The 19,123-nt window shown below is 59.9% G+C and carries 20 protein-coding genes; 12 read left to right on the top strand and 8 right to left on the bottom strand.

Annotated features, from left to right (window positions below; all coding sequences use genetic code 11):
- Positions 1-32: 32 nt before the first annotated feature.
- Positions 33-905, bottom strand: coding sequence for a DMT family transporter (locus CCGE531_RS18945; RefSeq protein WP_120666971.1), 873 nt, complete (start codon positions 903-905; stop codon positions 33-35).
- Between the two features lie 256 nt (positions 906-1,161).
- On the opposite strand from CCGE531_RS18945, the gene CCGE531_RS18940 reads away from it, so the two are divergent.
- The gene (locus tag CCGE531_RS18940; RefSeq protein WP_120666125.1) at positions 1,162-2,361 is read left to right on the top strand and encodes an MFS transporter; all 1,200 of its coding nucleotides are present in this window, start codon (positions 1,162-1,164) and stop codon (positions 2,359-2,361) included.
- 127 nt (positions 2,362-2,488) lie between these two features.
- Positions 2,489-3,742, top strand: coding sequence for a flavodoxin-dependent (E)-4-hydroxy-3-methylbut-2-enyl-diphosphate synthase (ispG, locus tag CCGE531_RS18935; protein WP_120666123.1), 1,254 nt, complete (start codon positions 2,489-2,491; stop codon positions 3,740-3,742).
- Positions 3,743-3,760: 18 nt separating this feature from the next.
- Here the strand turns inward: ispG and CCGE531_RS18930 are convergent, their stop codons facing one another.
- Complete coding sequence (locus tag CCGE531_RS18930) at positions 3,761-4,402, bottom strand: LysE family translocator (RefSeq protein ID WP_120666121.1); 642 nt, start codon at positions 4,400-4,402, stop codon at positions 3,761-3,763.
- A 272-nt stretch (positions 4,403-4,674) separates the two neighbouring features.
- Positions 4,675-5,589 carry a polyprenyl synthetase family protein gene (locus CCGE531_RS18925; RefSeq protein WP_120666120.1) on the bottom strand — a complete coding sequence of 305 codons (915 nt, stop codon included), beginning with the start codon at positions 5,587-5,589 and terminating at the stop codon, positions 4,675-4,677.
- Positions 5,590-5,752: 163 nt separating this feature from the next.
- On the opposite strand from CCGE531_RS18925, the gene mtgA reads away from it, so the two are divergent.
- The 4 genes from mtgA to tnpA all read left to right on the top strand — a co-directional run bounded on the left by mtgA (position 5,753) and on the right by tnpA (position 8,312).
- A complete protein-coding gene (mtgA, locus tag CCGE531_RS18920; protein WP_245458906.1) occupies positions 5,753-6,514 on the top strand; it encodes a monofunctional biosynthetic peptidoglycan transglycosylase in 762 nt (253 codons plus the stop codon).
- A 175-nt stretch (positions 6,515-6,689) separates the two neighbouring features.
- A complete protein-coding gene (locus tag CCGE531_RS18915; protein WP_120666116.1) occupies positions 6,690-7,337 on the top strand; it encodes a glutathione S-transferase family protein in 648 nt (215 codons plus the stop codon).
- 179 nt (positions 7,338-7,516) lie between these two features.
- The gene (gene rpmF, locus CCGE531_RS18910; protein ID WP_006724402.1) at positions 7,517-7,702 is read left to right on the top strand and encodes a 50S ribosomal protein L32; all 186 of its coding nucleotides are present in this window, start codon (positions 7,517-7,519) and stop codon (positions 7,700-7,702) included.
- A 175-nt stretch (positions 7,703-7,877) separates the two neighbouring features.
- Positions 7,878-8,312 (top strand): IS200/IS605 family transposase, encoded by a 435-nt coding sequence (tnpA, locus tag CCGE531_RS18905; RefSeq protein WP_120663694.1) that lies wholly within the window; start codon positions 7,878-7,880, stop codon positions 8,310-8,312.
- 356 nt (positions 8,313-8,668) lie between these two features.
- Here the strand turns inward: tnpA and phaR are convergent, their stop codons facing one another.
- Both phaR and CCGE531_RS18895 read right to left on the bottom strand, forming a co-directional pair.
- On the bottom strand, positions 8,669-9,241 hold the full coding sequence (phaR, locus tag CCGE531_RS18900) for a polyhydroxyalkanoate synthesis repressor PhaR (protein WP_120666114.1): 573 nt from the start codon (positions 9,239-9,241) through the stop codon (positions 8,669-8,671).
- A 2-nt stretch (positions 9,242-9,243) separates the two neighbouring features.
- Positions 9,244-9,498 (bottom strand): hypothetical protein, encoded by a 255-nt coding sequence (locus CCGE531_RS18895; protein ID WP_162943932.1) that lies wholly within the window; start codon positions 9,496-9,498, stop codon positions 9,244-9,246.
- On the opposite strand from CCGE531_RS18895, the gene CCGE531_RS18890 reads away from it, so the two are divergent.
- On the top strand, positions 9,482-10,663 hold the full coding sequence (locus CCGE531_RS18890; protein ID WP_120666110.1) for an acetyl-CoA C-acetyltransferase: 1,182 nt from the start codon (positions 9,482-9,484) through the stop codon (positions 10,661-10,663). The genes CCGE531_RS18895 and CCGE531_RS18890 overlap by 17 nt on opposite strands.
- A 161-nt stretch (positions 10,664-10,824) precedes the next feature.
- Positions 10,825-11,550 (top strand): acetoacetyl-CoA reductase, encoded by a 726-nt coding sequence (gene phbB / locus CCGE531_RS18885; RefSeq protein ID WP_120666108.1) that lies wholly within the window; start codon positions 10,825-10,827, stop codon positions 11,548-11,550.
- Between the two features lie 130 nt (positions 11,551-11,680).
- Here the strand turns inward: phbB and CCGE531_RS34305 are convergent, their stop codons facing one another.
- The 3 genes from CCGE531_RS34305 to CCGE531_RS18875 all read right to left on the bottom strand — a co-directional run bounded on the left by CCGE531_RS34305 (position 11,681) and on the right by CCGE531_RS18875 (position 12,561).
- Positions 11,681-11,854, bottom strand: a complete 174-nt coding sequence (locus CCGE531_RS34305; protein WP_162943931.1) for a hypothetical protein — start codon at positions 11,852-11,854, stop codon at positions 11,681-11,683.
- Between the two features lie 255 nt (positions 11,855-12,109).
- Positions 12,110-12,364, bottom strand: coding sequence for a YMGG-like glycine zipper-containing protein (locus tag CCGE531_RS18880; protein ID WP_112341591.1), 255 nt, complete (start codon positions 12,362-12,364; stop codon positions 12,110-12,112).
- A 41-nt stretch (positions 12,365-12,405) separates the two neighbouring features.
- A complete protein-coding gene (locus CCGE531_RS18875; protein ID WP_120666106.1) occupies positions 12,406-12,561 on the bottom strand; it encodes a DUF3309 family protein in 156 nt (51 codons plus the stop codon).
- A 1,237-nt stretch (positions 12,562-13,798) separates the two neighbouring features.
- On the opposite strand from CCGE531_RS18875, the gene CCGE531_RS18870 reads away from it, so the two are divergent.
- From CCGE531_RS18870 to CCGE531_RS18855, 4 genes are all read left to right on the top strand, one after another.
- Positions 13,799-16,969 carry a helicase-related protein gene (locus tag CCGE531_RS18870; protein WP_120666104.1) on the top strand — a complete coding sequence of 1,057 codons (3,171 nt, stop codon included), beginning with the start codon at positions 13,799-13,801 and terminating at the stop codon, positions 16,967-16,969.
- A gap of 3 nt (positions 16,970-16,972) precedes the next feature.
- Positions 16,973-17,377 (top strand): RNA-binding S4 domain-containing protein, encoded by a 405-nt coding sequence (locus tag CCGE531_RS18865; protein WP_120666102.1) that lies wholly within the window; start codon positions 16,973-16,975, stop codon positions 17,375-17,377.
- A gap of 206 nt (positions 17,378-17,583) precedes the next feature.
- Positions 17,584-17,922, top strand: a complete 339-nt coding sequence (fdxA, locus tag CCGE531_RS18860; RefSeq protein ID WP_120666100.1) for a ferredoxin FdxA — start codon at positions 17,584-17,586, stop codon at positions 17,920-17,922.
- A 398-nt stretch (positions 17,923-18,320) separates the two neighbouring features.
- Positions 18,321-18,893, top strand: a complete 573-nt coding sequence (locus CCGE531_RS18855; RefSeq protein WP_120666098.1) for a CarD family transcriptional regulator — start codon at positions 18,321-18,323, stop codon at positions 18,891-18,893.
- Positions 18,894-19,123 lie beyond the last annotated feature (230 nt).

The raw sequence follows: 19,123 nt of genomic DNA, 5'->3' as shown, positions 1-19,123 counted from the left end.
ACTTGCGTTTGCGGAAAACGCGTTGCTCCGGCTCAAGCCGCGGCGGCGCGCCGCTTCATCCGTTCGCTGATAATGATGATGAAGCCGGCACTTAGGATCAGGATGGCGCCGATGAAGGTGTTGGGGCCGGGGATGTCTCCCCAGATCAGGTAGCCGAGCAGGAAGGCCCAGACAAGCGAGGTATATTCGAACGGCGCCAGCACCGAGACGGGCGCCTGGCGCATGCCTTCGAAGAGAGCGAGCTGGCCGGCGCCGGCGATGATGCCGGTGAGTGCGAGCAGGACGATCTGGAACGGTGTGGGCGTGTGCCAATGAGCGATCGCCATGCCGGCGGTCAGGATGATGAACAGGATGTTGGAGACGGCCATCTGGATGTGGCTCTTCTCGTGCAGCGCGGTCTTGCGCAGCAGAACCATGCCGCTCGCCCAGAGGACGGCGGCCTGCAGCGCCAGGTAGACCGGCCAGGAGATCGACAGGCCGACGGGATTGGAGGCGATCACCACGCCGCAGAAGCCGACGCCGACCGCCATCCAGCGGGCGACGGTGACCTTTTCGCGCAGCACGATGGTCGCAAGAATCGTGCCGACGATGGGTGCTGCGTAATAGAGCGTCGTCACCTCGGCGAGCTGCAGGTAGGACGCCGCCGAATAATAGGAAATCCAGGCGATCAGGATGATGATGCTGCGCAGGATCATCGGCTTGATGATCGGCGAGCGCGCCACCTTGCGGACGAGCGAGGGGCCTTCGAAGACGAAGCAGCCGGCAAGGATAGTGCAGCTTCGGATGAACAGGACCTGCCAGACGGGAATGGAGGCGACGAGCAGCTTCACCGCTGAATCATGGGCGGTAAACAGCATGTAGGCAAACACCGTGAGCAGGATGCCATAGCTGATGGGGTTTTTCACGGGATGCACCAAAGGGATGGCCAACGCGGGCCGCGCTGAAGAATCTTTCAGGTCTCAATCGATAGGAGCCTACTTTTTTGGCGTCAATAGGACATTTTGCCGATGCCATGCACCTATGAATGATTTATTCGAGGTTGTGGCATCTTTGCCTCCGCTTTAACAGAGGGAGACGAAATGTGACCGTTTCAGCTGCTTTCGATTGTTGCGATTTCAATCGATTTAAATAGACTGCGGCCACTAATTTGGAGGAATTTTCATGGACGATATGACGAGGATGGAGGGTTTTGAGGCGAAAAGGAGCGGATTCTTCACAAAACCGCGCGCGGCCGTCTCGTTGATGTTCCTGCTGAACGGTTTCATGGTTGGCTGCTGGGCGCCGAAAATTCCCGAATTTGCCGAGCGACTGCAGCTGACGAAATTCGAGCTCGGCCTGATGATCCTCGTCTTCGGCGTCGGCTCGCTCGTCATGATGCCGCTTGCCGGCGCGCAGATCGCCGTGCGCGGCTCGCGCGTCGTCATGCGGGCCTTTGCGGTGCTGCTGCTGCCGATGATCCTGGCGCTCACGCTGGCGCCGAGCGTCTGGACCGCGGCCGTCGCGCTCTTCCTCTTCGGCGGCTTCATCGGCGCCATGGACGTGGCGATGAATGCCAATGCCGTCTCGGTCGAAAAATCCATGCGCCGGGCGATCATGTCCTCCTGCCATGCCTTCTGGAGCCTCGGCGGCCTGCTGGGCTCGGCGATCGGCGGGTTGCTGATCTCGCGCCTGGGCGTTCTCGGTCATGCCGAGGCCTCGACTGTTCTTGCCGTTCTTTTCCTGGTCGTTGCCTGGCCAATGGTTTTCGGTGATCAGCCGCATCCCGACGAGGCCAAGCCGAAGGCAAAACTGCCGATGATCCCGCTGCCCTGGCTCCTTGGCATCGTCGCACTGTTCTGCATGGTGCCGGAAGGTGCCGTGCTCGACTGGAGCGCGCTCTATCTCGGCCAGGAAAAGGGGGCATCGGTGGCACTTTCAGGCTTCGGCTTTGCCGCCTTCTCCGCCACCATGGCAACCATGCGCTTTGCCGGTGATTTCGTCCGCGATTGGCTGGGGGCGGTGCGCACGCTGCGTGTCTGCACGGTCTTTGCCATCGTCGGCATGCTGACGGCAGCACTGGCGCCGAATGCCGAGATCGCGATCCTCGGCTTCGCGCTCTGCGGCATCGGCATTTCCAACATGGTGCCGATCGCCTTTTCCGCGGCCGGCAATATTCCCGGGCTGCAGCCCGGTATCGGCATTTCGGTCGTCACGACGCTTGGCTATTCCGGCATGCTGGTAGCGCCTTCGGCCATCGGCTTTGCCGCCGAGCATGTCGGCTTCTCGCCAGTCCTGATGGCGCTGCCGGTGCTGCTGCTCGTCGTGCTGGCGTTCTCGTCGCTCGCACGCTACGCTGACGGTATCGGCGAGAGCGAGCATTAATTTCGTCGCTTTTGCTTGCTAGCGGATAGGTCCCGTCCGATCAAAAGAGATTGCCGCAGCGGTTGACAACGACCATTTCGTGATCCACCTGAAAGACACCCATTTTCGAGGCCTGCGAGAGATTTCCATGTCGTCCGCCACCGATTTCGATCCGAAACCGCGCCGTTCTTCCGTTGCCGTCGATGTTGGCGGCGTCATTGTCGGCGGCGGTGCTCCCGTCGTCGTGCAGTCCATGACCAATACCGATACGGCCGATATCGATTCGACCGTCGCCCAGGTGGCGGCCCTTTACAAAGCCGGCTCGGAACTCGTGCGCATCACCGTCGATCGCGATGAAAGTGCCGCCGCGGTGCCGAAGATCCGCGAGCGGCTGCTGCGTCTCGGCATGGACGTGCCGCTGATCGGTGATTTCCATTATATCGGTCACAAGCTTTTGGCCGATCATCCGGCCTGCGCTGAAGCGCTGGCGAAATACCGCATCAATCCCGGCAATGTCGGCTTCAAGGACAAGAAGGACAAGCAGTTCGCCGAAATCATCGAGATGGCGATCCGTTACGACAAGCCGGTGCGCATCGGCGTCAATTGGGGCTCGCTCGATCAGGATTTGCTGACCGCGCTGATGGACAAGAACGCCGCCGAGGGCTCGCCGCTATCGGCCCGGCAGGTGACGCGCGAGACGATCGTGCAGTCGGCGCTGATCTCGGCCGATCTTGCCGAGGAAATAGGCCTGCCGCGCAACCGCATCATCCTGTCGGCCAAGGTCAGCCAGGTACAGGATCTGATCGCCGTCTATTCCATGCTGTCGGAGCGTTCCGACCATGCGCTGCATCTCGGCCTCACCGAGGCCGGCATGGGCTCCAAGGGCATCGTCGCCTCGTCCGCCGCCATGGGCTATGTGCTGCAGCACGGCATCGGCGATACGATCCGCGTTTCACTGACGCCCGAGCCGAACGGCGACCGTACCCGCGAAGTGCAGGTGGCGCAGGAGCTGCTGCAGGTGATGGGCTTCCGCCAGTTCATTCCCGTCGTCGCGGCTTGTCCCGGCTGCGGCCGCACGACCTCGACGGTCTTCCAGGAACTGGCGCAGAACATCCAGAACGACATCCGCAAGAACATGCCGGTCTGGCGTGAGAAATATCCGGGTGTGGAGGCACTGAACGTCGCCGTCATGGGCTGCATCGTCAACGGCCCCGGCGAAAGCAAGCATGCCGATATCGGCATCTCGCTGCCGGGCACGGGCGAAACGCCGGCGGCTCCCGTCTTCATCGACGGCCAGAAGGCGATGACGCTGCGCGGACCGAACATCGCCTCCGACTTCGAGGCGCTGGTGACCGATTACATCGAAAAGCGCTTCGGCCAGAAGACCGTCGCGGCGGAGTGATCCGCCGCAGTTCAGAGATTATATATTGCTCGTCAGCAGCTTGATGCCGGCGAAGCAATAAAAGCCGGCCATGGCGCCTTCGATCCAGCGCCGGGCACTGCGATAGATTTTCAGCGCGTGCGGCGTCGAAAATAGGATCGCATAGCCCATGAACACCACGAAACCGGTCACGCCGCAGACGCCGATGATCAGCATCGCGACCGAGCCCGGCGCGCCCTGCGGCATGCCGAGCGCGATGATGGCGAGCCAGGCGAAGATGGCCTTCGGATTGGTGACGTGGATGCCGTAGCCGCGCAGGATCAGCGATTTGAAGCTGGGCGTTTTCGGCCCCTCGGCGGCGGTCGGCAACTCGTCGTTGGCGCGAACGGCGCGAAATGCCTTGTAGGCGAGATAAAGCAGATAGAGGCCGCCGAAGATCTTCAGAACCTCGAGCGCCATCGCATAGGTCTGCAGCAGCGTGGCAAGGCCCGCCGCGGCCGCTGTCGCCCAGGTCAGCGATCCCCCGAAGATGCCGAGCGCCAGGGTCATGCCGGCTTTGCGGCCATGGGTCATCGATGTGCCGATGATGGCCATGATGGCGGGACCGGGGCTGATGACGGCAACGATGTAAGCGATATAGGCCGGCAGGATGTGCGGCAGATAGGAAAGCATTTCGCGCATGGAGAATATTCCCGAAGCATTGGCCGGCCGCGAAGAATTCCACGTCTACGGGCCAACGCGGCACGGGAATGTGTCATAGAATGCAGCGGAAATCACCGGGCGCCGCCATGGATTCTTGTGATGGTGACATTCCCGCGCTGAATGGATGATCATTGACGAACGGGTGTGTGTCGCTATCCCGGCTGGAGCGGCTTCTCCGCGCCCATGAGCCGATGCGCAGCGGAAGATAGGCTGGCCGTCGTCAGGCAGCACCGTACCCGGTTAGGCAGAACTCAGCTCTTGCGGTTTGCGACGAAGCGGGCGGTTTCCGTCAGGATGCTTGCCTTGTCGCCATAGCCGGACAGGAGGTCGGTCGCTTCCCTTACCAGCCTTGCGAGTGTCGCTTCGGCCCATTCCTGGCCGCGCAGGCCCACCAGCGTGCCCTTGCCACGGGCGGCGTCCTTGCCGGTTGCCTTGCCCATGGTGGCGGCGTCGGCTGTCAGGTCGAGCAGATCGTCGGCGAGCTGGAAGGCAAGGCCGATCTTTTCGCCGAACGTCCGAAGGCGCTTGCGGTCATCTGCCGAAGCGCCTGAAATGATGGCGCCGGCCTCGCAGGCAAAGCGGATCAGCGCCCCCGTCTTCATCGCCTGCAGCGTGGTGATGCCGCCTTCGTCCGGCGTCTCCTTTTCCGCCGCGAGATCGAGCGCCTGCCCGCCGGCCATGCCGCCGATGCCGGCTGCGCGTGACAGCGCCAGCACGAGCGCCATTTTCCGGTCGGCCGGCAGCTCCGTTTCCGGGGCTGCGATGATGTCGAAGGCATAGGTCAGCAGGCTGTCGCCCGCCAGGATCGCCGTTGCGTAGTCGAAGGCGATGTGCACCGTCGGTTGGCCGCGGCGCAGGTCGTCGTCGTCCATGGCGGGCAGATCGTCGTGGACGAGGGAATAGCAGTGCACGCATTCGAGCGCGGCGCCGACCCTGAGCGCCGCCTCGGCATTGCCGCCGAGAAGCGCTGAGGATTCCATGACGAGGAAGGGCCGCAGCCGCTTGCCGCCGTTCAGCACTCCGTGACGCATCGCACTCAGAAGCCGGACAGGGCGAACGATCTCGTCGTCGAGGCCGTCATCGCCGAGAAGCCGGGTCAGCATGGCTTCGGTTCTGACGGCATTGTCCCTGAGGCGCTGTTCGAATGAGGTATCGGTGCTGTCCATGGCCGCTGTTTGGCATGAGAGGCAGTTGCTGGCAACGAGAATTGTCAACAGCCCAGCGGGGAAACGCGCCGCACTCTGGTCATCGCTCTGTGTAGGCGGTATGACGAGTGCAACAGCAGAGCGTTTCCCGGCTGCACCCAAAGTGTTTCGGGATGGAGCCATCGTGGACGTCAGGCAGTTGGACATATCGACTGATAATGGGGAGGAAGCCGAAGTGCTGCAACGGTCCTCGCGGCTTGCGCGCTTCAAGGCAAGGCCGCTCTGGCAGCGCATCGTTCTCGTCCTGGTCGGCATATCCCTCCTGCCCTATCCCCTCATCCTCCTCTACCTGCTGCCGTTCATCCATCCGGTCTCCACCTTGATGATCGGGGATGCCGCTACCCTTCAGGGATACGATCGTCGCTGGGTGCCGTTGGAAAAAATCGCGCCGGTGCTGGTGAAATCCGTCATGGTCTCCGAGGACGGGCAATTCTGTTACCACGGCGGTGTCGATTGGGGCGAGATGCGGGTGCTGGTCCAGGAAACGCTGCGCGGCAAATCCACACGCGGCGGTAGCACGATCCCGATGCAGACGGTGAAGAACCTGTTTTTATGGAACAGCCGCTCCTTCGTCCGCAAGACGATGGAATTGCCTTTAGCGGTCTCCGCCTCCGCCGTGTGGTCGAAGCGCCGGATGATGGAGATTTATCTTAACGTCGCCGAATGGGGGCCGGGCATATACGGCATCGAAGCGGCGGCGCGCTACCATTTCAAGGTGCCGGCCTCCAAGCTCACGGCACGTCAGGCGGCCCTTCTCGCCGTCTCGCTTCCCAATCCGATCGATCGGGTGGCGAGCAAGCCGGGGCGAGGGCTTGGTCAGCTTGCCTCGCTGATCCAGCGCCGCGCGAGGAATGCCGACGCATACATCAAATGCCTTTATGAGTGAGATCAGAACTTGTCGTTCGATCGGCTTGTTGTCATCTGGCATTCTTGGCCGTGACATATGGGCGGATGACCTGCCACCGACGATCGGACCGTCGGCCCTCCGCGCGTTCGAGGATATGAACCATTTCGAGGAACTCTTCCCCTTCGAGTTCCGATGCTAAAAAGGGAACAAGATCGTGAGCAAGCTGACCCTCTATATCGGCAACAAGAACTATTCCTCCTGGTCGTTTCGGCCGTGGATTGCGCTCGAAGGCTGCGGCATAGCTTTCGAGGAGGTGCTGATCCCCTTCGATTTTCCGGCGGGCAATCCAAACATTCGCGAGGTTTCGCCGACAGGCAAGGTGCCGATGCTGGTGCATGGCGGCTTCAAGGTGTGGGAGTCGCTTGCCATCATCGAGTATGTGGCCGAGCTTTTCCCCGATGCAGGTCTTTTGCCTGAGGATCGGCAGGCCCGCGCGCTGGCGCGATCCTATAGCATGGAGATGCTTTCTGGCTTCAGCGCCTTGCGTAATGCCTGCCCGATGCACATGCGCCGCCCCGTGAGCCCGCTTAGCCTGCCGGAAGGGGTGATGGAAGATGTGGCGCGCATCGAAGCCATCTGGCGCGAGGCGCGTTCCCGCTCCGGCGGTCCCTTCCTGTTCGGGGCGTTCTCGGGAGCCGATGCCATGTTCGCTCCGGTCGTCAGCCGCCTGGAACGGTATGACATTGCCGTCTCCGCCGATACGAAGGACTATATGGCTGTCATGAAAGCCCTGCCTGCCTGGAAGAAATGGGAGGAAGCGGCGCTGAAGGAAACGTGGATCGTGCCGGAGGACGAGGCCTGATCGCTTGATTCGGCGTCGATATCTACGAATCAAGCGCGACGGGCAAAAAATGCCGGAAGGGTCTGGTCAAAGCCCGACAAGCCATGTATAAGCCCGGCCAATTTCCGAAATTGATGCATGTCTGTTTCGGCCGCCTTGCTGGCCGTGGATATGTTTCGTCCGCACATGGAGTAACGAGAATGGCTGTACCGAAGAGAAAAACGAGCCCGTCCAAGCGCGGTATGCGCCGTTCGGCTGATGCGCTGAAGGCTTCGACCTATGTTGAAGACAAGAACTCCGGCGAACTGCGTCGCCCGCACCATATCGACCTGAAGACCGGCATGTATCGTGGTCGCCAGGTTCTGACGCCGAAGGAAAGCGCATAATTTCAGCGCTGCCTTGATGGCATGAATGAAAAGGCTGGCGGTTCGCCGGCCTTTTTTCGTTGTAATCAAAGTAAACCTCCACCTACGGTGGAGGACTGGACGCGTTCTACACGGTAGTTGAGAGACCTCCTGCTTGAACCGCTGGCGTGGCCCAGACTTCGAACAAGGAGGTTTTATGGATGAGCAAACGCTCTCGCATGCGACGTGGGACTGCAAGTATCACGTTGTTTTTGGCAGCAAATACCGAACGAAAAGACTTTACGGGGACGTGCGGCGTGAGTTGGGAGAACTCTTACGTCGGCTGGCACAGCAGAAAGGCTGCCAGATCGAAGAGGGTCATTTGATGCCCGACCATGTGCATATGCTGATATCGATCCCGCCGAAATATTCGGTTGCGCATATTGTTGGCTTTCTGAAGGGCAAGACGGCGCTTTATGTTGCCAACAAATATGCGCGCAAGCGGCGCTACAAGGGTTATCACTTTTGGGCGCGCGGGTATTTCGTATCGACGACGGGCTACAACGAGCAGGTCGTCAGACAATATATCCGTAATCAGGAAAAGGCCGACAAAGCTTCCGACTTTGCCGACCTCTTCAATCGTAGCTACTAAGCGCTAACAAAACCACTTCTAGTGGTTCAAGCGCAGCGTTTCAAACCTCCACCTTTGGTGGAGGTCATGACTTGTGATCGGGGTGGGTGAAAAGGTGCCTGTTTGTGTGCCGAAGCTCTGATACCCCCTCTGTCCCTTTCGGGACATCTCCCCCACAAGGGGGGAGATTGTTGGGAGTGTATCGCTCGCTCTGAGGTGAACTCATAGCTCAGCTTCAGCAGATGCGTTGATGATATGAAGCGAGAAGGTGCTGCGCGTTACCGATCTCCCCCCTTGTGGGGGAGATGTCACGTCAGTGACAGAGGGGGGTAAAAACTCTCCATGAACTCCGGGCGATTTTCCTGCGCCGTCTTATTTTACAAACTATCCAGCTTGCTCTGCATGGCGCGGAGCTGTTCCTTCAGCTCGTCGATATCCTTGGCTTCGGCCTTGCGGCTCTCTTTCGCCTGCGGCTTCATGAAGGGCGAGAACATCTGCATGGCCTGCTGGAACATCTCGGTGTTGCGGCGAACCTGCTCCTCGACCATCTGCATGGGCAGCTGAAGATTCTTGCCGAGCGGCGTTTCGCCGAAGGCGCGATTGATCTGCTCGCGCATCTGCGTCTGCTGCTCCGTGAAGGCGCGCATGGAATGCTCGAGGAAGCTCGGCACGACCATCTGCATCTGATCGCCGTAGTAGCCGATCAACTGCCGGAGGAAGGGAATCGGCAGTAGCGTGTTGCCGGTCTTTGATTCCTGCTCGAAAATGATTTGCGTCAGGACCGAATGCGTAATGTCTTCGCCGCTTTTGGCATCCTGGACAGTGAATTCCTCGCCCTTCTTCACCATCTCCGCCAGGTCGTCCAGCGTCACGTAGGTGCTGGTACCGGTATTGTATAGGCGGCGATTCGCATATTTCTTGATTACGATCTGGCCCTCATTCTTTGCCATTATCAGTCTCCTGGCCCCGTCTGATTGTATGGAAACTCCTCCATTCCCGAGTGTAGACGCAAAAGAAGCTTGGTGACAATCGCTTTGTGCGATGCGGCAAGCCCTTTCCCTTGATCGGATTTCCAGCTGGCAATGACGGCTTCATGAAATCTGTACGCGGGAAATTCTTGCAATTTGACTCCGGCGCAAAGCTTTGACAGTTTCGCCTCATATACACGTTCATTTTCCGAGGAGGCTTCCATGAGCAGTTCATCCATCGTCGTCGCCAGCGCCGCCCGCACCGCGGTCGGCTCCTTCAACGGCGCTTTCGCAACCGTTCCGGCTCATGAGCTCGGTGCGGCCGCCATCAAGGGTGCGCTGGAGCGCGCCGGCGTCGATGCCAGGGAAGTCGATGAGGTGATCCTCGGTCAGGTGCTTCAGGCCGGCGAAGGACAGAACCCGGCCCGCCAGGCCGCGATGAAGGCCGGCATTCCGCAGGAAGCGACCGCCTGGAGCGTCAACCAGCTTTGCGGCTCCGGCCTGCGCGCCGTGGCACTCGGCATGCAGCAGATCGCGACCGGCGATGCGAAGATCATCGTCGCCGGCGGCCAGGAATCCATGTCCATGGCGCCGCATGCCGCCCATCTTCGTGGCGGCACCAAGATGGGCGACATGAAGATGATCGATACCATGATCAAGGATGGCCTGACGGATGCCTTCTACGGCTATCACATGGGCATCACGGCCGAAAACATTGCGCGCCAGTGGCAGCTTTCGCGCGATGAGCAGGATCAGTTCGCCGTTTCCTCCCAAAACAAGGCGGAAGCTGCGCAGAAGGCGGGTCGGTTCAAGGACGAGATCGTTCCTTTCACCATCCAGACCCGCAAGGGCGATATCACGGTCGATGCAGACGAATATATCCGCCACGGCGCGACAATCGACTCGATGGCCAAACTGCGGCCCGCCTTCGATAAGGACGGCACAGTTACTGCGGCAAATGCTTCCGGTCTCAATGATGGCGCGGCTGCCGCCGTGCTGATGACCGAGGCGGAAGCCTCGCGCCGCGGCATTCAGCCGCTCGCCCGCATCGTTTCCTGGGCAACCGCCGGCGTCGATCCGCAGATCATGGGCACCGGGCCGATTCCGGCCTCGCGCAAGGCGCTGGAAAAGGCGGGCTGGTCCGTCGCAGATCTCGATCTCGTCGAAGCCAACGAAGCTTTTGCCGCCCAGGCTTGCGCCGTCAACAAGGACCTCGGCTGGGATACGTCGATCGTCAACGTCAACGGCGGCGCGATCGCCATCGGCCACCCCATCGGCGCCTCCGGTGCCCGCGTCCTCAATACGCTGCTGTTCGAAATGAAGCGCCGCGGCGCCCGCAAGGGGCTCGCCACGCTGTGCATCGGCGGCGGCATGGGTGTCGCCATGTGCTTCGAGGCGCTCTAGAATCAAAGAAATAGAGCATGATGTCGTCCGAAAACCGCTCACACTTTTCGGCATCATGCTCTAGGGCGTCTTGAAAGGAATTTTCCAGAAGAAGTGGTGAAGTGAGCGGGCGACCCGGCCTTCGGGCGTCCCGTCTCCGCAGCAACAAAGGGGAGTGGCACATGAGCAGAGTGGCATTGGTAACCGGAGGCACGCGCGGCATTGGAGCGGCCATTTCGATGGCGCTGCATAATGCGGGTTACAAGGTGGCGGCAACCTATGCCGGCAACGACGAGAAGGCCCGGGCTTTCCACGATGTGACAGGCATCGCCGTCCATAAATGGGATGTGACCGATTACGAAGCCTGCGGCAAGGGCATCGCCAAGATCGAGCACGATCTCGGCCATGTCGAAGTCCTGGTCAACAATGCCGGCATCACCCGCGACGCCATGTTCCACAAGATGACGCCGCAGCAGTGGCACGAGGTCATCAATACCAACCTCACCGGCCTGTTCAACATGACGCACCATGTCTGGCAGGGCATGCGCGATCGCAGCTTCGGCCGCGTCATCAACATCTCCTCGATCAACGGTCAGAAGGGGCAGATGGGGCAGGCGAACTATTCCGCCGCTAAGGCGGGCGATCTAGGCTTTACCAAGGCGCTTGCCCAGGAAGGCGCTGCCAAGAACATAACGGTCAATGCCATTTGCCCCGGCTATATCGGTACGGAAATGGTGCTGGCGGTGCCGGAAAAGGTATTGAACGAGCGCATCATCCCGCAGATTCCGGTGGGGCGCCTGGGCGAGCCCGAGGAAATCGCCCGCATAGCTGTCTTTCTTGCCAGCGACGACGCCGGTTTCATTACAGGATCGACGATATCAGCCAATGGCGGCCAGTTCTTCGTCTAAAGCATTTTCGCTTTTCTTCGAATCGCGAAAGCGCTCTATCTTCTTGTTTTTGCGCATTCCGGACGGAAAATCGCAGCGGCTTTTCTTGGCCGTTCGCATCATGGACAGGATTGCCGGGCCGGCCCGGCAATCATCCCCGGCCTGAATTTGCCTGCTGTCGCTGTCGTGGTTTGAATTCCAGGATGACGGCTTCCAGTGCTTCCCGCCGCTTCTCCTTGTTCCGTGCTCTTGCTGCGCTTCCAAGCGCGTAAAAAGTGGTGCCGATGAGCGCGAGTGCTGCAATGCTTGCGATGATTGCGGCCATGATGCCGTTCCTTTCTCAAAACACTGCGTCCTTCCCGCGACTGAGCGCGCGGGAAGAGGATTTCCTCAGAAATTCTGGCTCTTAAAGCGCGTCGCGATCTTTCAGATTCGCTCCTTGGCTTTAAGCTCTTGATTTTGCGCATGTCGTTATCGCAAAACCGCCACACACTTTTGCGCGACATGCGTTAGCGCCCGGCCCGCGGGCCGGATGGTCGCGACCGACCCGCCGGAACGGCCGGTCGCGAGCAGTCAAGCCTTAGCGGCAACGAGCCTCATAACGATGGCCATAGCGGTCGCGATAGATGCAATAGCCGCGCCGCTCATGGGAGCGTCCGATAAGATTGCCGACGACGCCACCGGCGACAGCGCCGACTGCCGCGCCGCCCCAGCTATGGGTGGCTACGCCGCCGATCAGGGCGCCGGTGCCGGCACCGATGGCAGTCCCTTTTTCCGTTGCGGTGCACGACGCCAAAGCGCCGACAAGGGCGATCGCGACGATGATCTTCTTCATGGTGTTAGCTCCCTGGTGAAGTTTGAACAATGACCCGCGGATCAAATCCGCCCCATCAATAGCAAAATGAGTACAATGACGAGAACAAGCCCGAGACCGCCCGATGGACCGTAGCCCCATGCCCGGCTGTAACCCCAGCTGGGAAGCGCGCCGACCAACAGCAGAATCAGTATGATAAGCAATACCGTACCAAGCATGATATGTCTCCTCCATGTCCATCGCTTGAATAGCACCGGCAATGTCGTTCAATCCGGCACTATGCTTCAGCGGCTCCAGCTCGAATCGGTTCCTTGGTGAATGGGTGGAGTTCCCCAATTCTGCAGATAGAAACTTGCGTCGCTGAAAATTGTTCCGGCTAAGAAATAAAAATGCCTAGACGTCGGCGCCGCCGCGATCAGCCGGATGTTAACGCGACCGCATGATACGCACGGCGAAGGGAGGGTCCGCGATCTGCTCTTATGGTTAAAATATGATTAAAATACAATATGTTGCGGTGAACGAAACGAGAAAAGGGGCGTGTCCGTGATTCGTCGGTGATTCGTTCTGCGTTTGGACTTTGGTTAATATGGAGGCCTTTTTGTACGTCCCGGGCGTGCAAAATGAGCGGAATCCAGCGGAAGGCGGATGTTCGCAGGATGATGCCTTCATGCTCCCGATCGGTTCGCGCGGAATAGGCCGGCGGAGACATTCCGCACCCATGCCGCTTTCCATATTTCGATGCTGTCCTGGCGAAATACAAATATGTAGCCGTGAAATCCGCTTCGCTCCGGCCTCGATTGAGGTGCCGATGCGAACAGCTTATGCGTGTGTTTGCAGATTCATTATATTTGCGCTCGTTAAAAGATTGATCGCAATTACAGATTCGGCTCGAATCGCGGGTTCAACCATTCGGAGTCCTATGGGTTTTGGTCCAGGAAGTGCTAGATATTGTGTGGAACAAAAACAGAATCGGCTGGAATCCGCGATTCGTCGCCGATTCGTTCCGGCTTTGGCCCGAATCTTAATGGAAGGAGCGGCATTCTGGGAAACTGCATCATTTACAAACAATTAACCATAAAAGACGTCGATTTTCGCCGGCTTCGGATTCTCCACTTGACTCCTTTTCTCGTGGAAAAGGCGTGAAAACGAGATTCAGCATTTGGTGGGAATCTTTTCATTTAAATCCACATGTTGTAGTGAACAAAAAAAGAACGACGTCGAGTCAGCGATTCGTCTCCGATTCGTTCTCAAGCTGTTCCGGAATCGCCGGGACTCGCATGAGGTGCAGGATAAATGTAGCTCCTGGTTGAGGCCGCCAATAATGAAATCGATTGTTGTTGCGGTTGTTTTTTCATTCGGGTCTTGCCTTTGTCGCATATGGTCGTCATCTCTTCGTTTCCTCCCAGGGGAACTTGCTGATCGAAAGACGGTGGTTTCTCGCCCATGCACGGACCAATGACACAGACTTCGCAGCCCATGATCCTGAGCGGACGCGGCGTGACCGCGGTGCTCGGACCGACCAATACCGGCAAGACCCATTATGCCATCGAACGCATGGTGGCGCACGGCAGCGGCGTGATCGGCCTGCCGCTGCGGCTGCTTGCCCGCGAGGTCTATACGCGCGTCGTCGAGAAGGTCGGGGCTCAGCATGTCGCGCTTGTCACGGGCGAGGAAAAGATATCGCCGCCCAATGCCCGCTTTTCGGTCTGCACCGTAGAGGCCATGCCGCGCGAGACGCGTGCCTCCTTCGTCGCCATCGACGAGGTTCAGCTCGCAGGCGATCTCGAGCGCGGCCATATCTTCACGGACCGCATCCTGCATCTGCGTGGCCGGGACGAGACGCTGCTATTGGGTGCCGGCACGATGCGGCCCATCCTCGAACAGCTTCTGCCCGGGATCACCGTCCTGGAGCGGCCGCGGCTGTCGCATCTCTTCTATGCCGGGCAGAAGAAGATCACGCGATTGCCGCAGCGCACGGCGATCGTGGCTTTTTCCGCCGACGAGGTCTATGCGATCGCGGAGCTCATCCGGCGCCAGCGCGGTGGCGCCGCCGTCGTTCTCGGCGCGCTGAGCCCGCGGACCCGCAATGCACAGGTGGCGCTCTACCAGGCCGGTGATGTCGAATATCTGGTTGCGACCGATGCGATCGGCATGGGCCTCAATCTCGATGTCGACCATGTCGCCTTCGCCCAGGACCGCAAGTTCGATGGTTATCAGTTCCGCAACCTCAATCCCGCCGAGCTCGGCCAGATCGCCGGCCGCGCCGGCCGCCACCTGAAGGACGGCACCTTCGGGGTGACCGGACAGGTCGATCCTTTCGACGACGAGCTGGTACGCCGGATCGAGGGACACGAATTCGACATGGTGAAAGTGCTGCAATGGCGCAGCAAGACTTTCGATTTTTCCTCAATCGCGGCGTTGCGCGCCAGTTTGGAAGGCTCGCCTCGCGTGCAGGGGTTGACGCGGGCGCTGCCTGCGGTAGACCAGCAGGCATTGGAATATCTGTCACGCGATCTGGAGATAGTCGATCTTGCCAGCAACCCGGCTCGGGTTGAGAAATTATGGGAGGCCTGCGCGCTTCCCGACTATCGGCGCATTACGCCTGCCCAGCACGCCGATCTCATCGCCGCCCTCTTTTCCGACCTGGTGCGCTATGGCACGGTGAAAGAGGAGTTCCTCGCCGAACAGGTGCATCGCGCCGATCGGACGGATGGTGAGATTGACACGCTTTCGGCGCGAATCGCGCAGATAAGGACTTGGACCTATGTGTCGAACCGGCCCGGCTGGCTTGCCGATCCGACACACTGGCAAGAAAAGACGCGGGAAATCGAAGATCGATTGTCTGACGCGTTACATGAGAGGTTGACGAAACGCTTTGTTGATCGCAGGACATCTGTGCTCATGAAGCGCCTGAGAGAGAATGCGATGCTGGAAGCTGAAATCAGTGTGAATGGGGATGTCTTCGTTGAGGGGCATCATGTGGGGCAGTTGACCGGATTCCGGTTCACGCCTATTGCGGGCACCGAGGGGCCGGATGCGAAGGCCGTCCAGACAGCCTCCCAGAAGGCGCTGTCTCTGGAGTTTGAGGCGCGCGCCGCGCGCCTGCATGCGGCTGGCAACAGTGATCTTGCGATCAGCGCCGATGGACTCGTGCGCTGGCTCGGCGATCCCGTGGCGCGTTTGTCGGGGAGCGATCATGTCATGCGTCCGCGCGTCATCCTGCTCGCCGACGAGCAGCTGACGGGCCATGCGCGCGATCATGTCGCCTCGCGCATCGAGCGCTTCGTGAACCATCATATCAGCACGATCCTGAAGCCGCTCGACGATCTCCAGCGCGCAGAGGACCTGCAGGGCCTCGCCAAGGGGCTAGCCTTCCAGCTGGTGGAGAATCTCGGCGTTCTGTTCCGCCGCGACGTCACCGAGGAGGTGAAGTCGCTCGATCAGGATGGGCGCGCCTCCATGCGCCGCTACGGCGTTCGCTTCGGCGCCTATCATATTTTTGTCCCCGCGCTGCTGAAGCCGGCTCCGGCCGAGCTCATCACGCTGCTGTGGGCTCTGAAGAACGATGGCCTGGACAAGCCGGGCTATGGCGACCTGATCCCGGTTCTTGCCGCCGGCCGCACCTCGGTCGTCACCGATCCGAGCTACGAGCGCATGTTCTACAAGCTTGCGGGCTTCCGCTTCCTTGGAAAGCGCGCGGTTCGCATCGACATTCTCGAGCGCCTGGCGGATCTCATCCGTCCGCTCTTGCAGTGGAAGCCCGGCCAGGCTTCGCGCCCCGAAGGCGCTTATGACGGCCGTCGCTTCACCACGACGACAGCGATGCTCTCCATTCTCGGCGCGACGCTCGAGGACATGGAGGAAATCCTCAAGGGTCTCGGCTATCGCGCCGATTCCGTGAAGGCCGAGGAAGCAACCGCTTTCCTTGCTCAGCAGGATGTTGCCGCAGTTCCGGCGCCGCCGGCCGCGGAAACCGCTGCCGAAAAGACTGATGATGACGACGCCGATGCCGTAACCGAAGAGCCGGCTAAGGAAGCAGAGGCCGCTTCCCAGGAAGCGGCAGCGCCCGCCGATGCATCGGCTGAGGCCGCCCCCGTGGCTGTGGAAGCCGCTGCCGTTGCAGAAGCCGATGCCGTTGTGGAAGCCGCTGCCATTGCGGAAGCTGCTGGCGAACCTATCGAGCCGAAGCCGGTCCTGCTCTGGCGGCTGGGTGGCCGTAGCGACAATCAGCAGCGCCAGGGTGGCCGTGGTCATGGTGACCGTCGCGGCCAGCAGGGCGAGGGCCGTGGTCAACAGGGCAATCGCCGTGGTGGTGGCGAGCAGCAGGCCAGCGGTGGTGAAGGCAACCGCGAGGGGCGTGATCGTCGCGATGGCCGTGATAATCGCGGCGGCGGCGACAAGGGACCGCGCGGCAACGGCGAGGGCGGTCGTCCGCAGCAGGGCAACCGTGGCGATCGTCAGGAGCGTGGCGAACGCAACGACCGGAACGATCGCAACAATCGCAACAATCGCGGCGCATCGCAGCCGTTGCGCTTCGAAGCCAAGCCGCCGCGCAAGGAAAAGCCGATCGATCCGGATTCTCCTTTCGCCAAGCTCGCTGCCCTCAAGGAGCAGATGAAGAAATAGGCCATGACGGACGAGAAACAGCCATTTTCCGGTTCGCGCCAGCGCATCGACAAATGGCTGTTTTTTGCCCGCATGGTGAAATCCCGCTCGTTGGCGCAGCTCTACGTTCAGAACGGCAGCGTGCGGGTGAATGGCGAGCGGATCGCGCAGCCGAGTTTCGGCGTCAAGGCCGGCGACCGCATCGAGCTCTCGCTGGAGCGACGGGATGTCGTCCTCGTCGTGCGTGCTCCCGGCGAGCGCAGGGGACCTTTCGAGGAAGCCAAGCTGCTTTATGAGGATCTGACGCCGCCGCCGGATGAGACAAAACGCCTCACCTCTTTCGAGCAGGCGTTGCGTGCGCCGGGGAGCGGAAGACCTACGAAGCGCGATCGCCGTGCAATCGACCGCCTGATCTCCGACGACGATTAGAAAACTCTGCCTGTTCCAGGCTGCTTTCAAGATTGTTTGTCCTTGAAATTGGCTGGCAAAGTCGATACCTCACCATCAACCTGCCGGTAACCAGCCGGGCGGCGCGTTTGCGTATGACGCATTCGTTTGCCCGTTCGGCTCCGCGGGACGGTGCGACGTTCCAGGTTGCGCGTCCGCGGAAGCTAGAGACATTCCTGGAGTACTTCATGACATATGTCGTGACCGATAATTGCGTCCGCTGCAAATATACCGATTGCGTGGAAGTCTGCCCCGTCGACTGCTTCTACGAAGGCGAGAATTTCCTCGTCATCCATCCAGACGAATGCATCGATTGCGGCGTCTGCGAACCGGAATGTCCCGCCGAGGCGATCAAGCCCGATACGGAGCCGGGCCTCGACAAGTGGCTGAAGATCAATACGGAATATGCCGCCATCTGGCCCAACATCACGGTCAAGCGCGACCCGCTGCCGGAAGCCAAGGAGATGGACGGCGAACAGGGGAAGTTCGAGAAGTATTTCTCGACAAACCCAGGAACCGGCGACTGATCGAGGGCCGTGACAGGCCGTCGATAAAGGTGTAGTCGATATCGCAGAAAGCGAATCACTGCCGCTGGGCCGCATGGCGGTCACCGTGGCCTTTTTGGCGCGCGCGCAGCAAATTATTGATTTCCTCAGATTTTTGTGATAGGTTCCTCACACTGATCCACTGCGGCATTTCGCATGCCCAAAACCATCACGAAAGCAAATCACCAATCCGTACGCGGTTTCCTTGACATATCAACGATTTGTGTTGTCGGGTCCCGGATCGCGATGGATGGGTTTCTGTTTGCATAAGTCTGGCTGGACCAGGATGAAGTGACCCGACGGTACATCCGTCTCATCCGGGCCTGACTGACCCGGCCCCCGGGCCCAACCGGGCGCGTAACAGGGAGTTTTTGAAAAGAATGACGACCCAGCAGAAAAAACCTTCAGCAGCACGCCATGGCTTCAAAACTGGTGAAGCGATCGTTTATCCGGCCCACGGTGTCGGCACGATCACTGCGATCGAAGAACAAGAAGTCGCAGGCATGAAGCTCGAGCTGTTCGTAATCGACTTCGAGAAAGACAAGATGCGCCTGAAGGTGCCGGTGTCCAAGGCCATGAGCATCGGCATGCGCAAGCTTTCCGAGACGGATTTCGTCGAGCGGGCACTGAAGGTCGTGCAGGGCAAAGCCCGCGTGAAGCGCACCATGTGGTCGCGTCGCGCCCAGGAATATGATGCCAAGATCAATTCCGGCGATCTGCTCTCCATCGCTGAAGTGGTTCGCGATCTCTATCGCGCCGAGAACCAGCCGGAGCAGTCCTATTCCGAACGTCAGCTCTATGAAGCTGCGCTCGATCGCATGGCGCGCGAAATTGCAGCCGTCAACAAGATGTCGGAAACGGAAGCCGTTCGCCTTGTCGAGATCAATCTCAACAAAGGCCCGAAGCGTGGCAAGGTCGTCGAGGAAGACGATTCCCAGGACGAAGCCGCATAAGGCCAGAGCGCCAATCCTGCTTAAAAAAACCCGGCCATCGTGCCGGGTTTTTTCTTTGGAACCTTTTTGCTTCTGCCGCGTTTAAGCCTCGTGTTAGCGGTCGGTGTGGGTGCACTCCAGTGGGGAGAAGTTTCCGAACGGCCTGTTTTATCGACATTCACGAGGACCGGCCTATGCGTTTTCATTTGAAGCCCCCCGGCGATCTGAGCATGCTTCAATCGTCAGACCCA

It is taken from the genome of Rhizobium sp. CCGE531 (genome assembly GCF_003627795.1).
Taxonomy (GTDB): domain Bacteria; phylum Pseudomonadota; class Alphaproteobacteria; order Rhizobiales; family Rhizobiaceae; genus Rhizobium.
Note: the sequence above shows the minus strand (reverse complement) of the source record. Positions and strands in the feature narration are given on the sequence as shown.